Source organism: Microcella alkalica, from assembly GCF_014137945.1.
GTDB lineage: Bacteria > Actinomycetota > Actinomycetes > Actinomycetales > Microbacteriaceae > Microcella > Microcella alkalica.
Window position 1 is genome coordinate 1 of the sequence record NZ_JACGWX010000008.1, and the last position, 17,979, is coordinate 17,979.

General features: G+C 69.1%; 17 protein-coding genes and 3 tRNA genes. 8 read left to right on the forward strand and 12 right to left on the reverse strand.

Annotated elements, in window-relative coordinates; translation table 11 throughout:
* On the forward strand, positions 1-345 hold a 345-nt coding region (locus FHX53_RS12085; protein ID WP_182491613.1), incomplete at its 5' end, for a hypothetical protein.
* Between the two features lie 206 nt (positions 346-551).
* On the opposite strand, the gene FHX53_RS12090 is transcribed toward FHX53_RS12085, so the two are convergent.
* The gene (locus FHX53_RS12090) at positions 552-890 is read right to left on the reverse strand and encodes a hypothetical protein (RefSeq protein ID WP_182491614.1); all 339 of its coding nucleotides are present in this window, start codon (positions 888-890) and stop codon (positions 552-554) included.
* A 28-nt stretch (positions 891-918) separates the two neighbouring features.
* Here FHX53_RS12090 and FHX53_RS12095 point away from each other — a divergent pair, with 28 nt between their 5' ends.
* Positions 919-1,164 (forward strand): DUF3263 domain-containing protein, encoded by a 246-nt coding sequence (locus FHX53_RS12095; protein WP_182491615.1) that lies wholly within the window; start codon positions 919-921, stop codon positions 1,162-1,164.
* Here FHX53_RS12095 and FHX53_RS12100 read toward each other — a convergent pair.
* The 7 genes from FHX53_RS12100 to FHX53_RS12130 all read right to left on the reverse strand — a co-directional run bounded on the left by FHX53_RS12100 (position 1,161) and on the right by FHX53_RS12130 (position 7,976).
* Positions 1,161-1,583, reverse strand: coding sequence for a hypothetical protein (locus FHX53_RS12100; RefSeq protein ID WP_182491616.1), 423 nt, complete (start codon positions 1,581-1,583; stop codon positions 1,161-1,163). The two genes, FHX53_RS12095 and FHX53_RS12100, sit on opposite strands and share 4 nt — an antisense overlap.
* A gap of 249 nt (positions 1,584-1,832) precedes the next feature.
* Positions 1,833-1,906, reverse strand: a tRNA-Met gene (locus FHX53_RS12105).
* Between the two features lie 33 nt (positions 1,907-1,939).
* Positions 1,940-2,011: transfer RNA gene (locus FHX53_RS12110), tRNA-Thr, on the reverse strand.
* Between the two features lie 93 nt (positions 2,012-2,104).
* A complete protein-coding gene (locus tag FHX53_RS12115; protein ID WP_182491617.1) occupies positions 2,105-3,967 on the reverse strand; it encodes a glycoside hydrolase family 13 protein in 1,863 nt (620 codons plus the stop codon).
* Positions 3,968-3,978: 11 nt separating this feature from the next.
* Positions 3,979-4,980 (reverse strand): sugar ABC transporter permease, encoded by a 1,002-nt coding sequence (locus FHX53_RS12120; RefSeq protein WP_182491618.1) that lies wholly within the window; start codon positions 4,978-4,980, stop codon positions 3,979-3,981.
* Position 4,981: 1 nt separating this feature from the next.
* Positions 4,982-6,604 (reverse strand): ABC transporter permease subunit, encoded by a 1,623-nt coding sequence (locus FHX53_RS12125; protein ID WP_182491619.1) that lies wholly within the window; start codon positions 6,602-6,604, stop codon positions 4,982-4,984.
* A gap of 109 nt (positions 6,605-6,713) precedes the next feature.
* Positions 6,714-7,976 carry a sugar ABC transporter substrate-binding protein gene (locus FHX53_RS12130; RefSeq protein ID WP_182491620.1) on the reverse strand — a complete coding sequence of 421 codons (1,263 nt, stop codon included), beginning with the start codon at positions 7,974-7,976 and terminating at the stop codon, positions 6,714-6,716.
* Positions 7,977-8,227: 251 nt separating this feature from the next.
* Between FHX53_RS12130 and FHX53_RS12135 the strand changes: the two genes are divergently transcribed.
* The gene (locus tag FHX53_RS12135; protein ID WP_182491621.1) at positions 8,228-9,925 is read left to right on the forward strand and encodes a glycoside hydrolase family 13 protein; all 1,698 of its coding nucleotides are present in this window, start codon (positions 8,228-8,230) and stop codon (positions 9,923-9,925) included.
* Between the two features lie 69 nt (positions 9,926-9,994).
* Here the strand turns inward: FHX53_RS12135 and FHX53_RS14095 are convergent, their stop codons facing one another.
* From FHX53_RS14095 to FHX53_RS12150, 3 genes are all read right to left on the reverse strand, one after another.
* Positions 9,995-11,158, reverse strand: coding sequence for a peptidoglycan DD-metalloendopeptidase family protein (locus tag FHX53_RS14095; RefSeq protein ID WP_182491622.1), 1,164 nt, complete (start codon positions 11,156-11,158; stop codon positions 9,995-9,997).
* A gap of 223 nt (positions 11,159-11,381) precedes the next feature.
* Positions 11,382-12,215 carry an inositol monophosphatase family protein gene (locus FHX53_RS12145; protein ID WP_182491623.1) on the reverse strand — a complete coding sequence of 278 codons (834 nt, stop codon included), beginning with the start codon at positions 12,213-12,215 and terminating at the stop codon, positions 11,382-11,384.
* Between the two features lie 53 nt (positions 12,216-12,268).
* Positions 12,269-12,350: transfer RNA gene (locus FHX53_RS12150), tRNA-Tyr, on the reverse strand.
* A gap of 145 nt (positions 12,351-12,495) precedes the next feature.
* Here FHX53_RS12150 and FHX53_RS12155 point away from each other — a divergent pair.
* From FHX53_RS12155 to FHX53_RS12175, 5 genes are all read left to right on the forward strand, one after another.
* Positions 12,496-13,527 carry a LacI family DNA-binding transcriptional regulator gene (locus FHX53_RS12155; RefSeq protein WP_182491624.1) on the forward strand — a complete coding sequence of 344 codons (1,032 nt, stop codon included), beginning with the start codon at positions 12,496-12,498 and terminating at the stop codon, positions 13,525-13,527.
* A 51-nt stretch (positions 13,528-13,578) separates the two neighbouring features.
* Positions 13,579-14,067 (forward strand): YajQ family cyclic di-GMP-binding protein, encoded by a 489-nt coding sequence (locus FHX53_RS12160; RefSeq protein WP_182491625.1) that lies wholly within the window; start codon positions 13,579-13,581, stop codon positions 14,065-14,067.
* 74 nt (positions 14,068-14,141) lie between these two features.
* Positions 14,142-15,629, forward strand: a complete 1,488-nt coding sequence (gene cls, locus FHX53_RS12165; protein ID WP_182491626.1) for a cardiolipin synthase — start codon at positions 14,142-14,144, stop codon at positions 15,627-15,629.
* 3 nt (positions 15,630-15,632) lie between these two features.
* The gene (locus tag FHX53_RS12170) at positions 15,633-16,100 is read left to right on the forward strand and encodes a GNAT family N-acetyltransferase (protein ID WP_343050999.1); all 468 of its coding nucleotides are present in this window, start codon (positions 15,633-15,635) and stop codon (positions 16,098-16,100) included.
* 65 nt (positions 16,101-16,165) lie between these two features.
* Positions 16,166-16,576: a DUF1801 domain-containing protein gene (locus FHX53_RS12175; RefSeq protein WP_182491627.1), complete on the forward strand. Its 411-nt coding sequence runs from the start codon at positions 16,166-16,168 to the stop codon at positions 16,574-16,576.
* Between the two features lie 12 nt (positions 16,577-16,588).
* Here FHX53_RS12175 and FHX53_RS12180 read toward each other — a convergent pair whose 3' ends face one another.
* Positions 16,589-17,938, reverse strand: a complete 1,350-nt coding sequence (locus tag FHX53_RS12180; protein WP_182491628.1) for an FAD-dependent oxidoreductase — start codon at positions 17,936-17,938, stop codon at positions 16,589-16,591.
* Positions 17,939-17,979: the final 41 nt, after the last annotated feature.

The window sequence follows — 17,979 nt, forward strand, 5'->3', positions numbered from 1 at the left end:
AAGGCTGCCGCGACCGGCGACTTCTCAGTGATGAGCAGCCCCAACAGCTGCACCATCGGCTCGAACGGAGCGCGGACGAACTGCATCGTCGACATGTGGGTCGGCGCTGTCAGCATGTCCTTCCGTGCCAACTACAACGTTGTGACGAGTGTCGTTTCCAGCGTTTGGGGTGCCTCCTATTCCATTGGCGCCGCTTGCTCGGCTTCCGTCTCCTATTTGGGACGGCCCACCAGTAACATCGGACTGCTGACCGTGACGGCGCAGATGTGCGTGATCGGTTACGCGAGCGCGTTCAACCTGCAGGTCACGCTGAGCAAGGGAATCGCGACAGAGAGTTGGTGGTGATCAACATGGCGGAATGGAATGCACTCGTTGTGCTCCAGATAGTTCTAGTGGTCGCACTGATCGGCGGTGTGTGGCTGTTCATCCGCTCGAGGCGGAACCGCGGTCAGGCGTCCGGCCAGTCCAAGGTCCACTGAAGCATCTAGCTACTCCGGCGCCCCGCGTCCCGCCTTCGGGTGGGCCGCGGGGCGTCTTCGTCGTTCCCGTTGTCAACTGACGAGGTGCGCGGGGTAGCCGGCGAAGTCGCCGGGCCCGTGCCGTGCGAGGTAGGCACGGTGGGCGAGCTCGCATGCGGCGCGGAGTGACCTGCAATAGCCAAGCAGTCGGCGGTCGGCGGACTTCTCCGCCCAGGTGACGGCCCGGTAGCCCCGCTCGCCCTTGATCTCGATGACGCGCACAACGGCGAACGGGACAGCCATCGGGTCGACGAGGAGCCATTCGCCGGTCGCGTACTCGTGCGCGGCGAGGATCGGGTGCCAGTCGGCCCCGGTCGCTCCTGTCGAGGGGAGCAGCCCGGCCGCTGCGGAGTCGATGGTACCCGCGCGCACTGTCGGTGGTCGACTGGACGATAGAGCCATGACGACGCAGCTGAATGAGGTCGCACGCGAGATGCTCGAGTTCGAGACCCGCGCATGGCCGTCCCCGCATCGCAAAGAGCGGGCCATCCGCGCGCGCTTCTCGATCAGCCCGGTTCGCTACTACCAGCGCCTGTGGGCGTTGATCGACGGCGTGCGTGTCGAGCAGTTCGACCCGATGGTCGTGCACCGACTACGGAGGATGCGAGATTGTGGGTCGGTATCGAGAGTGCACGCTTCCAGCTAGAGGTACGGCGACCAGGCTTCGAACTTGGACTTCACGGCGTCCATGGCGCGTTCAAACTCGACGGCGAGCCCGATGCAGTCCCCCTCGTCGCCGATGCCACATCCAGCATCGGTCCATGCCGCTCCAGCCTCGACCGCTGCGCCCGTGAGCGCGATCGTGTCGGAGTAGAGATCCGCGATCTCGTCAGGGACAGCGCCGAGGTAGGTGTTGCCCTCCTCGAAACTTGCGCCGGCGACGACGATGTCGTTCGTCTGAGCGATGAACGAAGCGGAGGAGAGCATCAGATTGCAGTCCACGGCAGCGGAGGCCAGACCCGAGCAGGTGGCTTCGTCCCAGCCCTGGTACCAATCGTCAAGGTCGGCCTTGCGCTCCGCGACGAGGCTTGCCCAGCGTTCTACCGACGCCTCCGGCTGCGCCACTTCTGCTTCCGCGCTAGGACTCGTGGTTGCACGCTGCTCGCTCACATCCTCCGTCGGAGCGCTGCAGGCGGAAAGGACGAGGACGACGGATACGGTCGCTACCGAGAATATTGACGATCTGCTCACGTTTTGAAGATCGCACGGATCACCATCCGGCGCAAGGCCGAGGCCCGCACCGCGATTGAGTGGGGTAAACGTGGACTTCCGACCGCCAGGGCGGTTCCGGAACCGCCTTTTCTGCGAACTTTGTAGCGAGGGCGGGACTCGAACCCGCGACACCACGATTATGAGCCGTGTGCTCTAACCACCTGAGCTACCCCGCCGGGCAGGCTTCCGGCGCGAACCGGAAGTACCAGAGCCCCGAGTCAGGATTGAACTGACGACCCCTTCCTTACCATGGAAGTGCTCTACCACTGAGCTATCGGGGCGCTGCCGAGACCCTACCGGGCTTCGGCACCAGAGAAGATTAGCACCCGTCGGCGCACCATCCGAAACGCGGTCGGGCCGTGCGCGGGCGCGCGTCAGCGGGGGGCGGGGACCTCCTCCGAGCCGAACGCGGGGAGGGCGACGCCGGGCAGGGACCACGCGGTGAAGGACATCCCTCGCGACCGGATGCGGGCATCCGCGAGCTCGCCGTCACCGGTCACGCGCACGGCATCGCCGGCGATCGCGGAGGCCGGCAGCGCGATGTCGGCGTCCGCGCGCGCGGCGCAGACGAGGATGCTCTCCTCCGCCGTCTCGCGCACGAACACGAGCGCGTCGGCGGAGGCGTGCAGCCAGCGCATGCCGCCGTGGGTGAGGGCGGGGTGCGCGCGGCGCAGGGCGATGAGCTCGGCGTACAGGTCGATCGTGTCGGTGTGCTCGTCGACGCGGCTCCAGGGCATCGTCGTGCGCGAGTGCTCGCCGTTCGTGCCCGTGTGACCGAACTCGTCGCCCGCGAACACGACGGGGATGCCCGGCACCGTCATCGACAGGCCGACCGCGACGCGCACGGCCCCGGGCTGCGCCCACGTCGCGAAGCGCGCGGTGTCGTGGGTGTCGAGCGCGTTCATCGTGCACAGGCGCGTGCGCCACGAGAATGCGGCGGTGAAGCGGCGGTGCGAGTCGTAGACCTGCTCGCCCGACCACTGCGGGAGCTCGGGGTACGGCAGCCCGAAGAACCACTCGCTCGAGGCGGGCTCCGACAGCCACGCCCACACGGGGCGCGTGAAGCTCGGGTAGGTCATCGCCCCGTGCCAGGCGTCACCGGGGAAGTCGCTCGCGGCGTCGTTCGTCACCTCGGCGAAGAGCACGGTGTCGGGGTTCGCCTCGATCATCGTGCGGCGGATCGTCTGCCGCACCTCGGCGTTGAGATCCTGCTCGCGGTAGCGGCCGGTCATGTTGGCGACGTCGATGCGCCACCCGTCGAGCGAGAACGGCGGCTGCAGCCACTTCGCGACGACCGAGCCCTCCCCCTCGATGAACCGTCGCCGCAGCTCGGTCGATGCCCAGTTGAACTTCGGCAGGCTCGGCACCCCGAGCCACGACACGTAGTCGAGCTGCGCGTCGTCGAGCCACAGGTAGAAGTCGCTCTCGGGTGCGCCGGGGTTGCCCCGCGAGGCGACGAACCACTCATGGGCGTCGCCCGAGTGGTTGCTCGTCAGGTCGCCGATGACGCGGATGCCGCGCGCGTGCGCGGCCTCGACCAGACGCACGAGCGCCTCATCGCCGCCCAGCACCGGGTCGACGTGGTGGAACGAGTGCGCGTCGTAGCGATGGTTCGACCGGCCGGGGAAGACGGGCGTCAGGTAGAGAAGGGTGACGCCGAGCCGCTCGAGGTGGTCGAGGTGCTCGACGATGCCGTCGAGGTCGCCGCCGTAGTACTGCACGGGGGTCGACGGGCCGCGGCCGATCGGCTCGTCGTCCCACTCCGCGGGCTCGGCCCACTCGGGGACGGGCCGCGCGTCGGCTGCGGCCGAGCGGGCGAACCGGTCGGGGAAGACCTGGTACATGACCTGCTCGGGCGCCCACGCCGGCGGCGGCGCGTGCGTCACGAGCCGGAAGTCGTCGTCGTCGCGCGGCTCGATGTCGCTGACCCCCGCGCTCGTGAGCCACTGCACGGTGCCGTCGGCGCGTCCGATGAGCCAGCGGTAGCCGTGCACGGGGTTCTCGACGAGCAGCTCGGCCTCCCACCACTCTGCCTTGGGCGTCGCGGCGACGCGCGCGGCCTGCGACCAGCGCGGCTCGTGGTCGGGATTGGAGCGCGCGGTCACGGCTGCGACCGGTCCGTATTCGCAGGGGATGCGCATCCGCACCCGCACCGCCTCGCCGAGCTCGGGCGCTGGCGTGGAGACGTAGAGCGATGACCCGTCGTGGTGGGGCTCGCTCGCGAGATCGCGACTCATTCGGCGCTGGCTCACTTCACCGAGCCGGCCGTGAGGCCGCCGATGATGTACTTCTGCAGGTAGAGGAACAGCGCCATCACCGGGATCGCCGCGAGCACCGCGCCGGCGGAGAAGATCGCCCAGTTGCGCGAGGTCTCCTGCGAGACGAACTGGAAGAGGCCCACGGCGAGCGTCTGCGTCTGCGGGTCGGTCAGCATGATCGAGGCGATGACGAACTCGCTGAACGTTCCGATGAACGACAGCAGGCCGACGACGGCGAGAATGGGCGCGACGAGCCGCAGCACGATGCCGAAGAAGATCTGCGCGTGGCTGGCGCCGTCGAGCTTCGCGGCCTCGTCGATCGAGACCGGGATCGTGTTGAAGAAGCCGTACATCAGGTAGGTGTTCACGCCGAGCGCGCCGCCGAGGTAGACGAGGATCAGGCCGGACTGCGTGCCGAGGCCGACCTGCGGGAAGATCTCGCCGATGCCCGACATGAGCAGGAAGATCGCGACGACGCCGAGCAGCTGGGGGAACATCTGCACGAGCAGCAGCGTCAGAAGCCCGACGCGGCGGCCCGTGAAGCGCAGGCGCGAGAACGCGTAAGCGGCGAGCGCGCCGAGGAAGACCGTGCCGGCCGCGGTGACGAGGCCGATCACGAGCGAGTTGAGGAACCACGCGGCGTAGGGCTGCTGCGGGCGCTGGAACAGCTCGATGTAATTGCTGAAATCGATGACGCGGAAGAGCTCGTTCGAGCCGACGAGCGTGCCCGTCGGGTTGAGCGAGGCCGACAGGACGTAGAGCAGCGGGAACGATGCGAAGACGAGCATGACGACGCCGATGAGGTGGCGCCACCCGGTGTCGGCGAACCAGCGGGGGAAGGAGCGGCGCCGACGCGTCGGGAGGACGCGGCCATCGGCGATCTGCACCGTGCGCGGTGCGCGGCTCCGGTCGGTCGCGCCGCTGCCGGCGACGAGAGGGTTGAGGCGCTCGCCGATCTCAGCGCCCTGCTGCGTGTTGAACGGGTTCGTCATGTCAGTTCAGCTCCTCGAGGGCCTTCGTCTGCCGGAAGGAGACGATCGACACGGTCGCGACGATCAGGAAGATCAGGATCGCGAACGCGCTCGCGAGCCCGTAGTCGCGGCCCGTCCCCTCCCCGAACGCCACCTTGTAGACGAGCGTGATGAGGATGTCCGTGGCGCCGGCGTCGACGCCGGCCTCGATATCCCGCGGCCCGCCCCCGGTGAGCATGTAGATGAGATTGAAGTTGTTGAAGTTGAACGCGAAGCTCGAGATCAGCAGCGGAGCGACGGAGACGAGCAGCAGCGGGAACTTGATGAGGCGGAAGACCGCGAAGGGCTTGGCGCCGTCGACCGTCGCAGCCTCGCTCAGCTCCTCGGGGATGGACTGCAACGCCCCCGTGCAGATGAGGAACATGTAGGGGAAGCCGAGCCAGAGGTTCACGAACAGGATGCTGAACTTCGCCAGCCACGGGTCGGTGAGCCACGGGATGCTCGCGCCCCCCAGGAGCACCTGGTTGAAGAAGCCGAACTGCTGGTTGAACAGCCCTAGGAAAACGAGTGCGGAGAGGAAGCCTGGGAAGGCGTACGGCAGCACCATGATGACGCGGTAGATCTTCTTGCCGCGCATGTGCGGGGCGTTGAAAACGATCGCGAGGAACAGGCCGAGGACGAAGGTCGAAGCGACGGAGAGGATCGCGAAGGCGAAGGTCCAGAGCGTCACGCTCAGCAACGGGCCCCGGATGTCGTCGTTCGTGAAGGCGCGCTGGAAGTTCTCGAAGCCGACGTCGATCTTCCAGCCCGGCTGGAGCTCGCGGCCTGCGTCGTTGACGAAGGCACCGTCGCCGCCGTCGACGTAGACCTCGCCGCCGGTGGTGTCGATGAAGGAGTCGGACGCCTCGTCGTAGACGAGGTCGGAGGTGTAGACGTAGGCGCTCGATCCGTCGGGCGTGCGCAGGGCGCCGTCGTTGGGGTCGTCGCTCAGGGGGACGCTCAGGTCGATGACGACGCCCTGGTTTGCGAGGAGGTCGCCGAAGCCGAGGCTCGTCCATCCGCCGACCGAGACGGCCTTGCCCGTGCTGTCCTCCTCGGCATCGACCTCCTCGAGCGGCTGGTCGGGTGTGCCGAGGAGCGCCTGGCCGTCCGGATCGGTGACGAGGAAGCCGAAGGTGCCGAACTGCTCGACGACCGTCAGACGGTAGGTCGGGGAGTCGGGGACACGCGTGAGGGAGTTCGCGATGATCGACTCGATTGCGGACTCCTTCGTGGAGTTGTGGCCGTCACCGTAGTTCGTGAAGGCGATGTAGCCGCTGTAGCCCACGACGAAGATCTGGAAGACGGCGAGGAAGAAGACGCCGGGCGCGAGGTACTTCGCCGGCAGCCAGCCGGGCCGCAGGTAGATGACGTTGATGATCACCGTCACGACGGCGGCGATCGCGAAGATCAGCCACGACTCCCGCATGACGAGGATGAACATCGCGAAGACGGCGATGGCGTTCACGACTCCGAGGAGCGCGATCTTGATGAGCAGGCCCCGCACGGTCTGCGCGTGCGACCGGGTCGCCGTCCTGGGGCCGGAGAGCTGGGCGGGGGGAGGCGCGAGGAGGGGCTGCTGTGCGCCGGGGATCGTGTTGCTCATGAGGCTCCGAAAGGTCGGGGGTCCGATTCGCGGACATGCCGGGAGCACGGCTCCTGCCCGTGAGGGCGGAGCGGCTCCCGGCACGTCATGGTTCGGAAGAGGCGGGCGGTCAGCCCGTGATCTTGCTCTGGATGCTCTCGACCATCGCGCGCCACAGCTCGACCGGGTCACCCTGGCCGTTGATGATCGCGACCTCGGTCGAACCCCAGTCGGACCACACGACGTCCATCGCGGGCACGTTCGGCATCGGCACGCCCTCGGCGCCCACGGCGCCGAACGCGGCGACATCGGCGTCGGACTGCGCGGCCTCGAAGGCGCTCAGGAGGGCGGGGGCGCGGCCGCCGACCTCGTAGAGCGCGGTCTGGACCTCATCGGTGCCGATGTAGTTCACGAGGAACTCGTTCGCTGCGAGCTGATTCTCGCTCTCGCTCGAGATGAAGAACCCCTGGACGCCCACGAACGGCGTCGCCGTCTCGCCACCGGCCGACGGGATCGGATCGATGGCGTAATTGATGCCGCCCTCGCTGATCGCGGGGATATTCCACGGGCCGGTGAGGAAGTAGCCGGACTTGCCTGCCACGAACTCCTCGCGGGCGATGTCACCCGAGATGTTCGTGTTCAGGATCCCGGCCTGGCCCCATTCGCGGAGCTTGACCGCGAAGGCCTCGCCGCCCTCGTTGCCGAGGGCGAGCGTCGTCGGGTCGTACGTGCCGTCCGCGGTGATCTCGAAGACGGGAGCACCGAACGATGCCTGCAGCGGATACAGGTGGTAAGGGTCGGCGGCGGCCGGGTCAAGGCCCACGAGGAACGGGTACTCAGCGGCGCCCTCGGCGACGGCCGCCTGGCCGGCGGCGATGAGGTCGTCGAACGTCGCGGGCGCCTCGGGGGCGATGTCGACGTTGCGGACGAGCGCGATGTTCTCGACCGAATAGGGAAGGCCGTACGTCTGGCCCTCGTAGCTCATTGCCGTGACAGCGACCTGCTGGAAGTCTGCAGCCGCGTCGCCGAGTTCGAGCGGGGCGACGACACCGTTCTGCACGAGCTTGCCTAGCCAGTCATGGGCACCGACGATGATGTCCGGGCCGTTGCCTGTCGGGGCCTGCGTGATGAAGTCGTCGCGGATCGCGCCGAACTCCTTCGTGATGAGCTCGACGCTGACGCCGCGCTCGTCCTCGAACGCCGCGGCGACGTCTTCGAGCACGCCTGCTCGGTCCGAGTCGACCCAGACGGTGAGCGAGCCTTCGAACTGGGGCTCCTCGGGGCCGGAGCCCCCCGTGCCGGGCTCGCTGGCGGGTGCGGCGCACCCGGCGAGGACGATGGCCGACATGGCCAGAGCCCCCGTGATCGTGAAGCTGCGTGAGGTCACCTTCATCGGTGTTCACCCTTTCGTGTGCGGACGGCCTCGTCGCCGGACGCGCTGCCGACGCCCGTAAGGGTAGGGGCGCCTCGTCCAAGAGGCCATTCTCTTGATGTGCCTGCATCTGCAAGCGCTTCCATTAGAGCAGGAGTCCGCCTCCCCCACAACTCCCGGTTTCCGACCGGATGACTCGGGTTTCGCACAGGAGGCACCAGGCTTCAGTGCAAACGCTTCCATTTCCACGTGGGTGTCGTAGGGTTTTACCCATGTCTACCGACACCACCCCTACCACCACACGCGCAGACGCGCGAGAAGCGTCCACACCCGGATCCGAATGGTGGCGCTCCGCCGTCATCTACCAGATCTACCCGCGGTCGTTCGCCGACGCATCCGGTGACGGCATCGGCGATCTCGCCGGCATCACTGAGCGCCTGCCCTCGCTCGCGGCCCTGGGCGTCGATGCCGTCTGGCTGTCGCCCTTCTTCCGCTCGCCGCAGAAGGATGCGGGCTACGACGTCGCCGACTACTGCGACGTCGACCCGATCTTCGGAACGCTCGCCGACTTCGACGCGATGCGCGACCGCGCGCACGAGCTCGGCCTTCGCGTCATCGTCGACCTCGTGCCCAATCACTCCTCGAGCGAGCACCCCTGGTTCCAGGAGGCCCTCGCCGCGGCTCCCGGGTCGCCCGAGCGCGACCGCTACATGTTCCGCGACGGCACGGGCGAGAACGGCGAACTGCCCCCGAACAACTGGCCGTCCGTCTTCGGCGGCGCCGCCTGGACCCGCGTGACGGAGGCCGACGGTCGGCCCGGCCAGTGGTACCTGCACATCTTCGACAGCTCGCAGCCCGACTTCAATTGGGAGAACCCGGTCGTCTGGGAGGAGTTCCGTCGGATCCTGCGCTTCTGGCTCGACCGCGGCGTCGACGGCTTCCGCGTCGACGTCGCCCACGGCCTCATGAAGAAGGAGGGCCTGCCGGACATCGCCGAGAAGGCCAGCGGCGACGGCATCGCCGATGCCCTCATGTCGCCGGAGGACGTGCCCTACTGGGCTCAGCCGGCCGTCCACGAGGTGTACCGCGACTGGCACCGCGTGCTCGCCGAGTACCCCGGCGACCGCGTGCTCTGCGCCGAGGCGTGGGTCGAGCCGCTCGAGAAGGCCGCCCTGTGGGTCCGCTCCGACGAGATGCACCAGGCCTTCAACTTCAGCTACCTCAGCACGCCGTGGAGCGCCCCCAAGCTGCGCGCCGTGATCGATGAGTCGATCGCCGCCTTCACGGGTGTCGGCGCGCCCAGCACGTGGGTCCTGTCCAATCACGACGTCGTCCGCCACGCGAGCCGCTACGGCCTCCCCGAGCACACGGCCGGCCCCAACGCCGGCATCGGGCCGAACTCCCCCGACAAGCCCGACCTCGAGATCGGGCTGCGCCGCGCGCGCGCCGCCACGGCGCTCATGCTGAGCCTGCCCGGCAGCTCCTACCTCTACCAGGGCGAGGAGCTCGGCCTGCCCGAGGTCATCGAGCTCGACGACCACGTCCGCGAGGACCCGACCTTCCACCGCACCGGTGGCGAAGCCTACGGCCGCGACGGATGCCGGGTGCCCCTTCCGTGGGAGGCCGACGCCCCGGCGTTCGGCTTCAACGGGTCCGGCTCGAGCTGGCTCCCGCAACCCGAGGTCTTCCGCGAGTACGCCCGCGACCGCCAGGAGGGCGTCGAAGGCTCCACGCTCGAGCTCTACCGCGCCGCTCTCGATCTGCGCGCGCAGCGCGAGCTGGGTCTCGGCTCGGTCGAGTGGCTCGACGGCTACGGCGAGGAGGTCGTGGCGTTCCGCAACGGTGGCCTCACGGTCCTCGCCAATCTCGGCAGCACGCCCGTCGAGCTGCCCTCCGGCGACGTCGTGCTCGCGAGCAACGCGATCGACGGTCGAGCGATCCCGACCGACACGACGGTCTGGGTCGCGTAGCGCCGCACACGCCGACGACGAAGGGCCCCGGGAGACCGGGGCCCTTCGTGCATGCGCTGGGGTGTGCGACTAGCTCGCGTTGGTGGTGAGCCAGGCGAAGGGGTCGACGGGAATGCCGTCGAGGCGAACCTCGAGATGGAGGTGCGGGCCGGTCGAGGCGCCCGTGTTGCCGACCAGGCCGACGAAGTCGCCTGCGGCGACGGACTGACCCGGCACGAGCGGCGAGCTGCCGGTCTCCATGTGGGCGTAGAGGGTCGTGACCTTCTGGCCGTTGATGACGTGATCGATGAACACGTGCGAGCCGTACGACCACCCCTCCTGCCGATCGGAGACCACGCCGTCGGCGAGCGCCTGGATGGGCGTGCCGTATCCGGGCGTGAAGTCCGTTCCGCGGTGGTAGCTGGAGCAGCCGCGGCACGGCGCGACGCGGTCGCCGTAGCCGGAGCTGATCGTCGTGGCGAAGGGGAAGGGCCAGCGGACGGCGCCGGTGCCCGAGGTCGTGTAGGTGAAGTCGCGGTTGCCGTACTTGGCGCGCAGAATCTCGGCGTACGAGGTCACCGTCCAGTCGTCGCGGCTCGCGACGGGCGCGGCCGCCGTCGCAGCGGCGTTCAGCTCGAGCACCTGGGCAGGCTCGATCGCCTTCTCGGCCGATTCGCCGGTCGCGATCGAGCTGAGGTTCGTCGACGCCGCGACGTCGCTCGGGCGGAAGAGTGCGTTGGCCGGAACCGTCGTGCCGATCAGCAGACCCGCCACGGCGAGCATGACCGTGGGCGGCAGGGCGCGCTGGGCAATGCGGCGCATCATGGGGACGCGCGAAGCCTGCAGCCCATGGCGCATCTGAGGACGGGGTGCGGGTCGCTCGACGGCTCGATGCGCGCGGCGCCCGGTCGGAGCGATGGCCGCTGCACGGGCCGGGACGGTCGGCGCCGAGAAGGCGGGCGTGGCAGAGTGCGCCGCGCGCGTGGGCGTGACGGGCCCGATCGCGGCGGGGACGATTGCGGCGACCTCGGACTCGCGGGACGCGGGAGCGGTGCGACCGCTGCGGCGCGTGGCGGCGCGCTCGGCCTCGCGCAGCGCGCGGCGGCTCGTGAGAGCGACCTCCGCGGCGGGCAGGACGATGGCGGCCGTCGACGGCGCCTCGCCACTGGTGAAGCCCAGGGACTCGATGCTTCCGGTGAAGGCGGCGGGGCGCTCAGGGAGCTCCCCAGCCGGCCGCTGGAGCTCGTCAGTCACGTGTCAGATTGCCTTAATCGTCGATCGCGGGCCGCACGGAACCACCGTCGCGAGGGTCTGAGCCTCGATGAGGTGGGTTTCCGAGCATCCGCTCTGGAACGGGTTCACCCGCGCCAACCAGCCGAGCTGATTATCACGGATTGGTAAAGCCTAACCCGCATCACCCGATTCCTCCAGTCGGGCTGTGAATCGGGCGCCACCCCGAACAGGGGGTGCGCTCATGTCACGCCCCGACGGAGACGAGGAGCCGTTCGAGCTCTCCGACTGCTTCTGGATGCGCCGCGAGGACGAACTCGCGATCCGGCCGGCGATCGCCGAGACCCTTCACGACGGCGCCCGCCTCGCGCGCGATGAGCGCGCCGGCGGCGTGATCCCACGGGCTCAGCGTGCGCTCGAAGTAGGCATTCGCTCGCCCCGCGGCGACGCAGCACAGATCGAGCGATGCCGTGCCCAGGCGTCGCAGGTCGCGCACGCGCGGAAGGAGCTGCGCGATCGCGGCCCCCTGCTCCGCGCGGGTCTCGGCCGAGTACGCGAAGCCGGTGAAGACGAGCGCCTCGGGCAGCGGCACGGCGTCCGCGATGCGGATGGGGCGGCCATCGAGCCGCGCCCCGTCACCGCGCCGCGCGGTGAACAGCTCGCCCGTGACCGGATTGAGCACGACTCCGGCGACGGCATCCCACGACTGCGGGTCGGGCGCCCCCTCGACGACAGCGATGCTGATGGCGTAGTGGGGGATGCCGTAGAGGAAGTTGACCGTGCCGTCGATCGGGTCGACGACCCAGGTGAGGCCGCTCACGCTCGCTCCGCGGCCGCCCTCCTCGCCGAAGAAGCCGTCGAGCGGACGCGCCGCCTCCAGCCGCGCACGGATGAGCGACTCGCTGTCGCGGTCCACCTGCGTCACGACGTCGACGGGCGACGACTTGCGCTCGGCGACCTCGACGCCCGCGCGCCGCGCGTCGACGACGAAGGCGCCGGCCTCCCTGGCGACGTCGATCGCGAGGCGGAGGAGGTCGTCGTCGGTCGCGGAGGCGGGGACTGTCGAGACGGTCGGGGTCATGCCCCGATTGTCGCAGGCGGGGTGGAGACGGAGGAGTAGAGAGGGAGGATCGGTGGCGAGTGAGGGATTCGAACCCCCGAAGGCTGAGCCGTCTGATTTACAGTCAGATCCCTTTGGCCGCTAGGGTAACTCGCCGATCGCGCGGCGGCCGGGGCCGAACGCGCGAGAAACAGGATACAAGCTCCCGCGCGCCCGTGTGACCACGCCGCCGCAAGCGCTTCCATTCCCCGCACCGCGTGCCGGTATCCTCGCGAGAGACAGAGGGAACAGGGGCAACCAGATGGTGGGCATCGACGACGTCGCTCGCCGCGCCGGCGTGTCGACCGCGACCGTCTCTCGCGCGCTCAGCGGGCGCGGGCACGTGGCCGCCGCGACCCGCGAGCGCGTCGAGGAGGCCGCGGCGGAGCTCGGCTACGTCGTCTCGGCGAGCGCCTCGAGCCTCGCGACCGGCCGCATGCGGAACATCGGCGTCGTCGTGCCGTTCCTCAACCGATGGTTCTACACCTCCGTGCTCGAGGGGGCGCAGCGGCGCCTCATGCAGTACGGCTACGACCTGACCCTCTACAACCTCTCCGGTGCGAGCAATGAGCGCAGCACCGTGTTCGAGCAGTTCCTGCTCAGGCAGCGGGTGGACGCCGTGATCGCCGTGAGCCTCGAGCTCAGCGCCGAGGAGGTCGACTCGCTGCACGCGCTCGGCAAACCGCTCGTCGGCGTCGGCGGGCCCATCCGCGGCGTGCCGACCGTGTCGATCGACGACGTCGGCGTCACGCGCCTCGCGACCGAGCATCTGCTCTCCCTCGGGCACACCGTCATCGGGCACATCGGCGGCGACGTCGACGCCGAGATGTCGTTCCACATGCCGACCAATCGTCGTCACGGCTGGGAGGACGCTCTGCGGGAGGCCGGCCTCGAGCCGCGGCCCGAGCTGTACTTCCCCGCCGTCTTCACGATGGAGAGCGGGTACGTCGCCGCCAAGCAGATGCTCGGCGACCCGCGCCTGCGACCCACCGCCGTCGTCGTCGCGAGCGACGAGATGGCGATCGGCGTCATCCTCGCCGCGCGCGACATGGGGCTCGATGTGCCGCGCGACCTCTCCGTCGTCGGCATCGACGACCACGAGCTCGCCCCGTTCTTCGGCCTCACGACCGTGGCGCAGTTCCCCGAGCAGCAGGGCGAGCGCGCTGTCGAGCTGCTCATGCGCGAGCTCGATCAGTCGCGCGAGGACGAGCCGGCGAACCTGCAGCTGCCGTTCGAGCTCATCGTGCGCTCGTCGACCTCCCGACCGCGGCCGGAGCGCGAGCCGCGCGACTGAGCGTCTCGAGCGACCGCTCGCGAGCATCCGCCCCGCGACTACGATTGCCGCATGGCTGATTCCTCATTCGACATCGTGAGCAAGGTCGACAAGATGGAGGCGGAGAACGCCGTCAACCAGGCGCAGAAGGAAATCGCGCAGCGCTACGACTTCAAGGGCGTCGGAGCCTCGATCGAGTGGAGCGGCGAGAAGCTGCTGCTCAAGGCGAGCGCCGAGGAGCGCGTGAAGGCCGTCCTGGAGGTGCTCGAGTCGAAGATGATCAAGCGCGGCATCGGCATCCGCAGCCTCGACACCGGCGCGCCGTACGCAAGCGGCAAGGAGTTCCGCATCGACGTCGGGCTCAAGAACGGCATCTCGAGCGACGACGCGAAGAAGATCGCGAAGATCATCCGCGACGAGGGTCCCAAGAGCGTCAAGAGCCAGATCCAGGGCGACGAGCTGCGCGTGCAGTCGAAGAGCCGGGACGATCTGCAGGCGACCATGGCGCTGCTCAAGGGCAAGGACCTGGATGTCGCGCTGCAGTTCGTGAACTTCCGCTAGCTGTCTGCAGTGCCCGCCTCGACCTTCTCGACCGTCTCGCCGACGTGCGGTCGACGCGTCACTAGACTCCGCCCATGACGACCGTCGAGCTCGACACCGCGTCCGCGTGGGTGGTGGCCATCATCGGCGCGGCCGCCGTCCTCGCTCAGATCGCCATCGCGATCACATCGCTCGTCGTCGTCCCGCGCAATCGGCGCCCCCAGACCGCGCTCGCCTGGCTGCTGCTGATCTACGTCCTCCCGATCATCGGATTCCTGCTCTTCCTCCTGCTGGGATCGAGACGCCTGCCCAAGCGTCGTCGCGAGAAGCAGACGGAGATCAACCAGTACATCCTCGAGACGACCGAGGGCATGGATCGCGTGCGCAAGGACCCGCCGTGGCCGCCGTGGCTCGAGCCGATCGTCGAGCTCAACCGCACCCTCGGCGCGATGCCGCTCGTCGGCGGCAACACCGCCGAGCTGTACACCGACTACGCCGAGTCGATCGCGGCGATGACCGCTGCCGTGCGCGAGGCGGAGCGCATCGTGCATGTCGAGTTCTACATCCTCTCCCTCGATGACGCGACGGCCGCCTTCTTCGACGCGCTCGAGGACGCGGTGAAGCGCGGGCTCACGGTGCGCGTGCTCTACGACCACGTCGCCTCGGTGCGCGTGCCCGGCTATCGGAAGATGAAGCGGCGACTGGAGAGCATGGGCGTCGACTTCCGCGCGATGTTGCCGGTGCGGCCGTGGCGCGGCCAGTGGCAGCGGCCCGACCTCCGCAACCACCGCAAGTTCCTGATCATCGACGGCACGACCGCCTTCACCGGCTCGCAGAACATGGTCGACCGCGGCTACCACCGCAAGCCTCTGCGCAACGGCGACCGGCTCGCGTGGAAGGAGCTGGTCGTGCGCTTCGACGGGCCGATCGCCGCCGGCATCGAGGCGCTCTTCGCGACCGACTGGTACTCGGAGACCGACGAGCTGCTGCTGCGCGAGAGCATCGTCGCGCCGGAGGTCGACCCCGAGCTCGGGCTCGACGCGCAGGTCGTGCCGAGCGGCCCGGCGTTCGAGGGCGAGAACAACCTGCGGCTGTTCAACTCGCTGCTGTACGCCGCGCAGGAGCAGATCCAGATCTGCTCGCCCTACTTCGTGCCGGACGAGTCGATGCTCTACGCGATCACCACGGCGGCGCAGAGCGGGCTCGACGTGCAGCTGTTCGTCTCGGAGATCGGGGATCAGACGCTCGTCTTCCACGCGCAGCGCTCGTACTACGAGGAGCTGCTGCGCGCGGGGGTCCGCATCTGGCTGTACCGTGCGCCGACCGTGCTCCACGCCAAGCACTTCACGATCGACGAGCAGGTCGCCGTCATCGGCTCGAGCAACATGGACATGCGCTCGTTCAGTCTCAACCTCGAGGTGTCGGTCATGGTGCGCGGGGCATCCATCATCAAGCGGCTGCGGGAGGTCGAGCAGTCGTATCGCGACAACTCGACCGAGCTGACGCTCGAGCAGTGGATGAACCGGCCTGCCCACATGCGCGCGTTCGACGACCTCGCGCGGGTGACCGCGACTGTGCAGTAGGTCGTGGAGGGCGCGACGCGCATCGAGGTCGACGACCTCTCTCGACCGCAGGTGCAGGGGCTGCTGGCCGACCACATCGCCGAGATGCGCGCCACCAGCCCGCCTGAGAGCGTCCACGCGCTGGACCTGGACGGCCTCTCGGCGCCATCGGTGACCGTGTGGACGATGTGGGAGGGCAGCACCGTGCTGGGCTGCGCGGCGCTCAAGGAGCTATCACCGAGCGAGGGCGAGATCAAGTCGATGCGGACGTCGAGCGCCGCGCGAGGGCGCGGGGTCGCCGGGCGGATGCTCGCGCACCTGATGGAGGAGGCGCGCACCCGCGGCTACCGCCGGCTGAGCCTTGAGACGGGCGCCGAGGAGTTCTTCGCACCCGCCCGCCGGCTCTACGCGCGACACGGATTCACCGAGTGCGCGCCGTTCGCGGAGTACGATCCCGACCCGTTGAGCGTTTTCATGACGCGCGAGCTCTGAGGCGCCGGGTCCGACACCGTCGCCCGGCTCTGGTGCGGCGATGCGCGCGGTCGTAGGTTGAGCGCATGAGCCAGAAGACGCTGCCGACGGATGTGCCCGTCGACGAGTTCCTCGCGACGCTCGACGCGCGGCGCGGGGCCGAGGGGGCGGAGCTCGTGGAGCTGTTCCGGTCGGTGACGGGCGCCGAGCCGGTCATGTGGGGGCCGTCGATGGTCGGCTTCGGCGAGTACGAATACCACTACGCGAGCGGGCACTCTGGCGTGTGGCCTCGCGCGGCGTTCTCCCCCCGGAAGGCGAAGCTGTCGCTGTACGGGCTCCAGTCGCACCCCGGTGCCGCCGCCCTGCTGCCGCGGCTCGGTCCGCACACCGCGGGCGTCGACTGCGTCTACGTCACCCGCCTCGACGCGATCGACCGCGACGTGCTGCGGGAGCTCGTTCGCCTGTCATGGTCCGTGACCGAGGACGCCGCGGTCTGAGCGCCCGGCCGATCAGTCGCGGGAGATGCGCACCATCTCGTCGCGCGGCACGACCTTGATGCGGTCACGACCGCGCGCGGCGCCGAGCTCCTGCTCGTGGGCGTCGAGGCGTCGCCACCCCTCGAGGTCGGTGTAGAGCACGCCGCGACTGCGGAGCAGGTCGATGACCGCGGCCTCGTCGGGCTCTGCGGGGCTCCACCAGCCGGCCTGGCCGTTGAGCACGTGCTGGATGGTCTCCATCGCATCGCTCTTGGTGTGGCCGATGAGTCCGACGGGGCCGCGCTTGATCCAGCCCGTCGCGTAGACGCCGGGGACCACGGCGTTGTCGTCGTCGAGCACCCGCCCCTCGTGGTTCGGGATCACGCCGTGACGCTCGTCGAAGGGGATGCCGTCGAGGGGCGAGCCGAAGTAGCCGACCGCGCGGTACACGGCCTGCACCTCGACCTCGCGGAACTCCCCCGTGCCGACGACGCCGCCCGCGCCGTCCGGTCGCGTGCGCTCGTACCGGAAGCCGACGACGCGGCCGTCTTCGCCGAGCACCTCGACGGGCTTGGAGTAGAAGTGCAGGTGCAGACGGCGAGAGGCCTGCCCGGTCTCGCGCGCGCGCCACTGCGTGAAGACCTTGTCGATCACGAAGAGCTGCTTGTTGGAGGCGATCGCCGCGCGCGCGGCGTCGTCGTACTCGAAGTCCTCGTCGTGGACGAGCATGTCGACGTCGCGTAGCTCGCCGAGCTCGCGCAGCTCGAGCGGGGTGAACTTCACCTGCATCGGGCCGCGACGACCGAAGACGTGCACATCGGTCACGGGCGACGCCTCGAGCCCCGCGAGCACGTTGTCGGGGATCTCCGTCGGCAGCAGATCCTCCGGGTGCTTCGCGAGAACGCGGGCGACGTCGAGCGCGACGTTGCCGTTGCCGATCACGGCGACCGACTGCGCGTCGAGCGGCCACTCGCGCGGGACGTCGGGGTGCCCGTCGTACCAGCTGACGAAATCGGCGGCGCCGTACGAGCCCTCCAGGTCGATGCCGGGGATGTCCAGCGCGGCATCCCGCACCGCCCCCGTGGCGAAGATCACGGCGTTGTAGTGCCGCTTCAGATCGTCGAGCGTGATGTCGGTGCCGTACCGGACGTTGCCGAAGATGCGGATGTCGCCGGAGTCGAGCACGTCGCGAAGGGCGTTGATGATGCCCTTGATGCGCGGGTGGTCGGGCGCGACGCCGTACCGGACGAGGCCGTACGGTGCGGGCAGCTGGTCGAACAGGTCGATCGAGACCTCGAACGAGCGCTCGTGCTTGAGCAGGATGTCGGCGGCGTAGATGCCGGCGGGGCCTGCTCCGACGATGGCGAGCCTGAGCTTGGTCATGCGGGTGGTTCCGTTCCTCGATCGGCAGGGGTGGTCGGGGC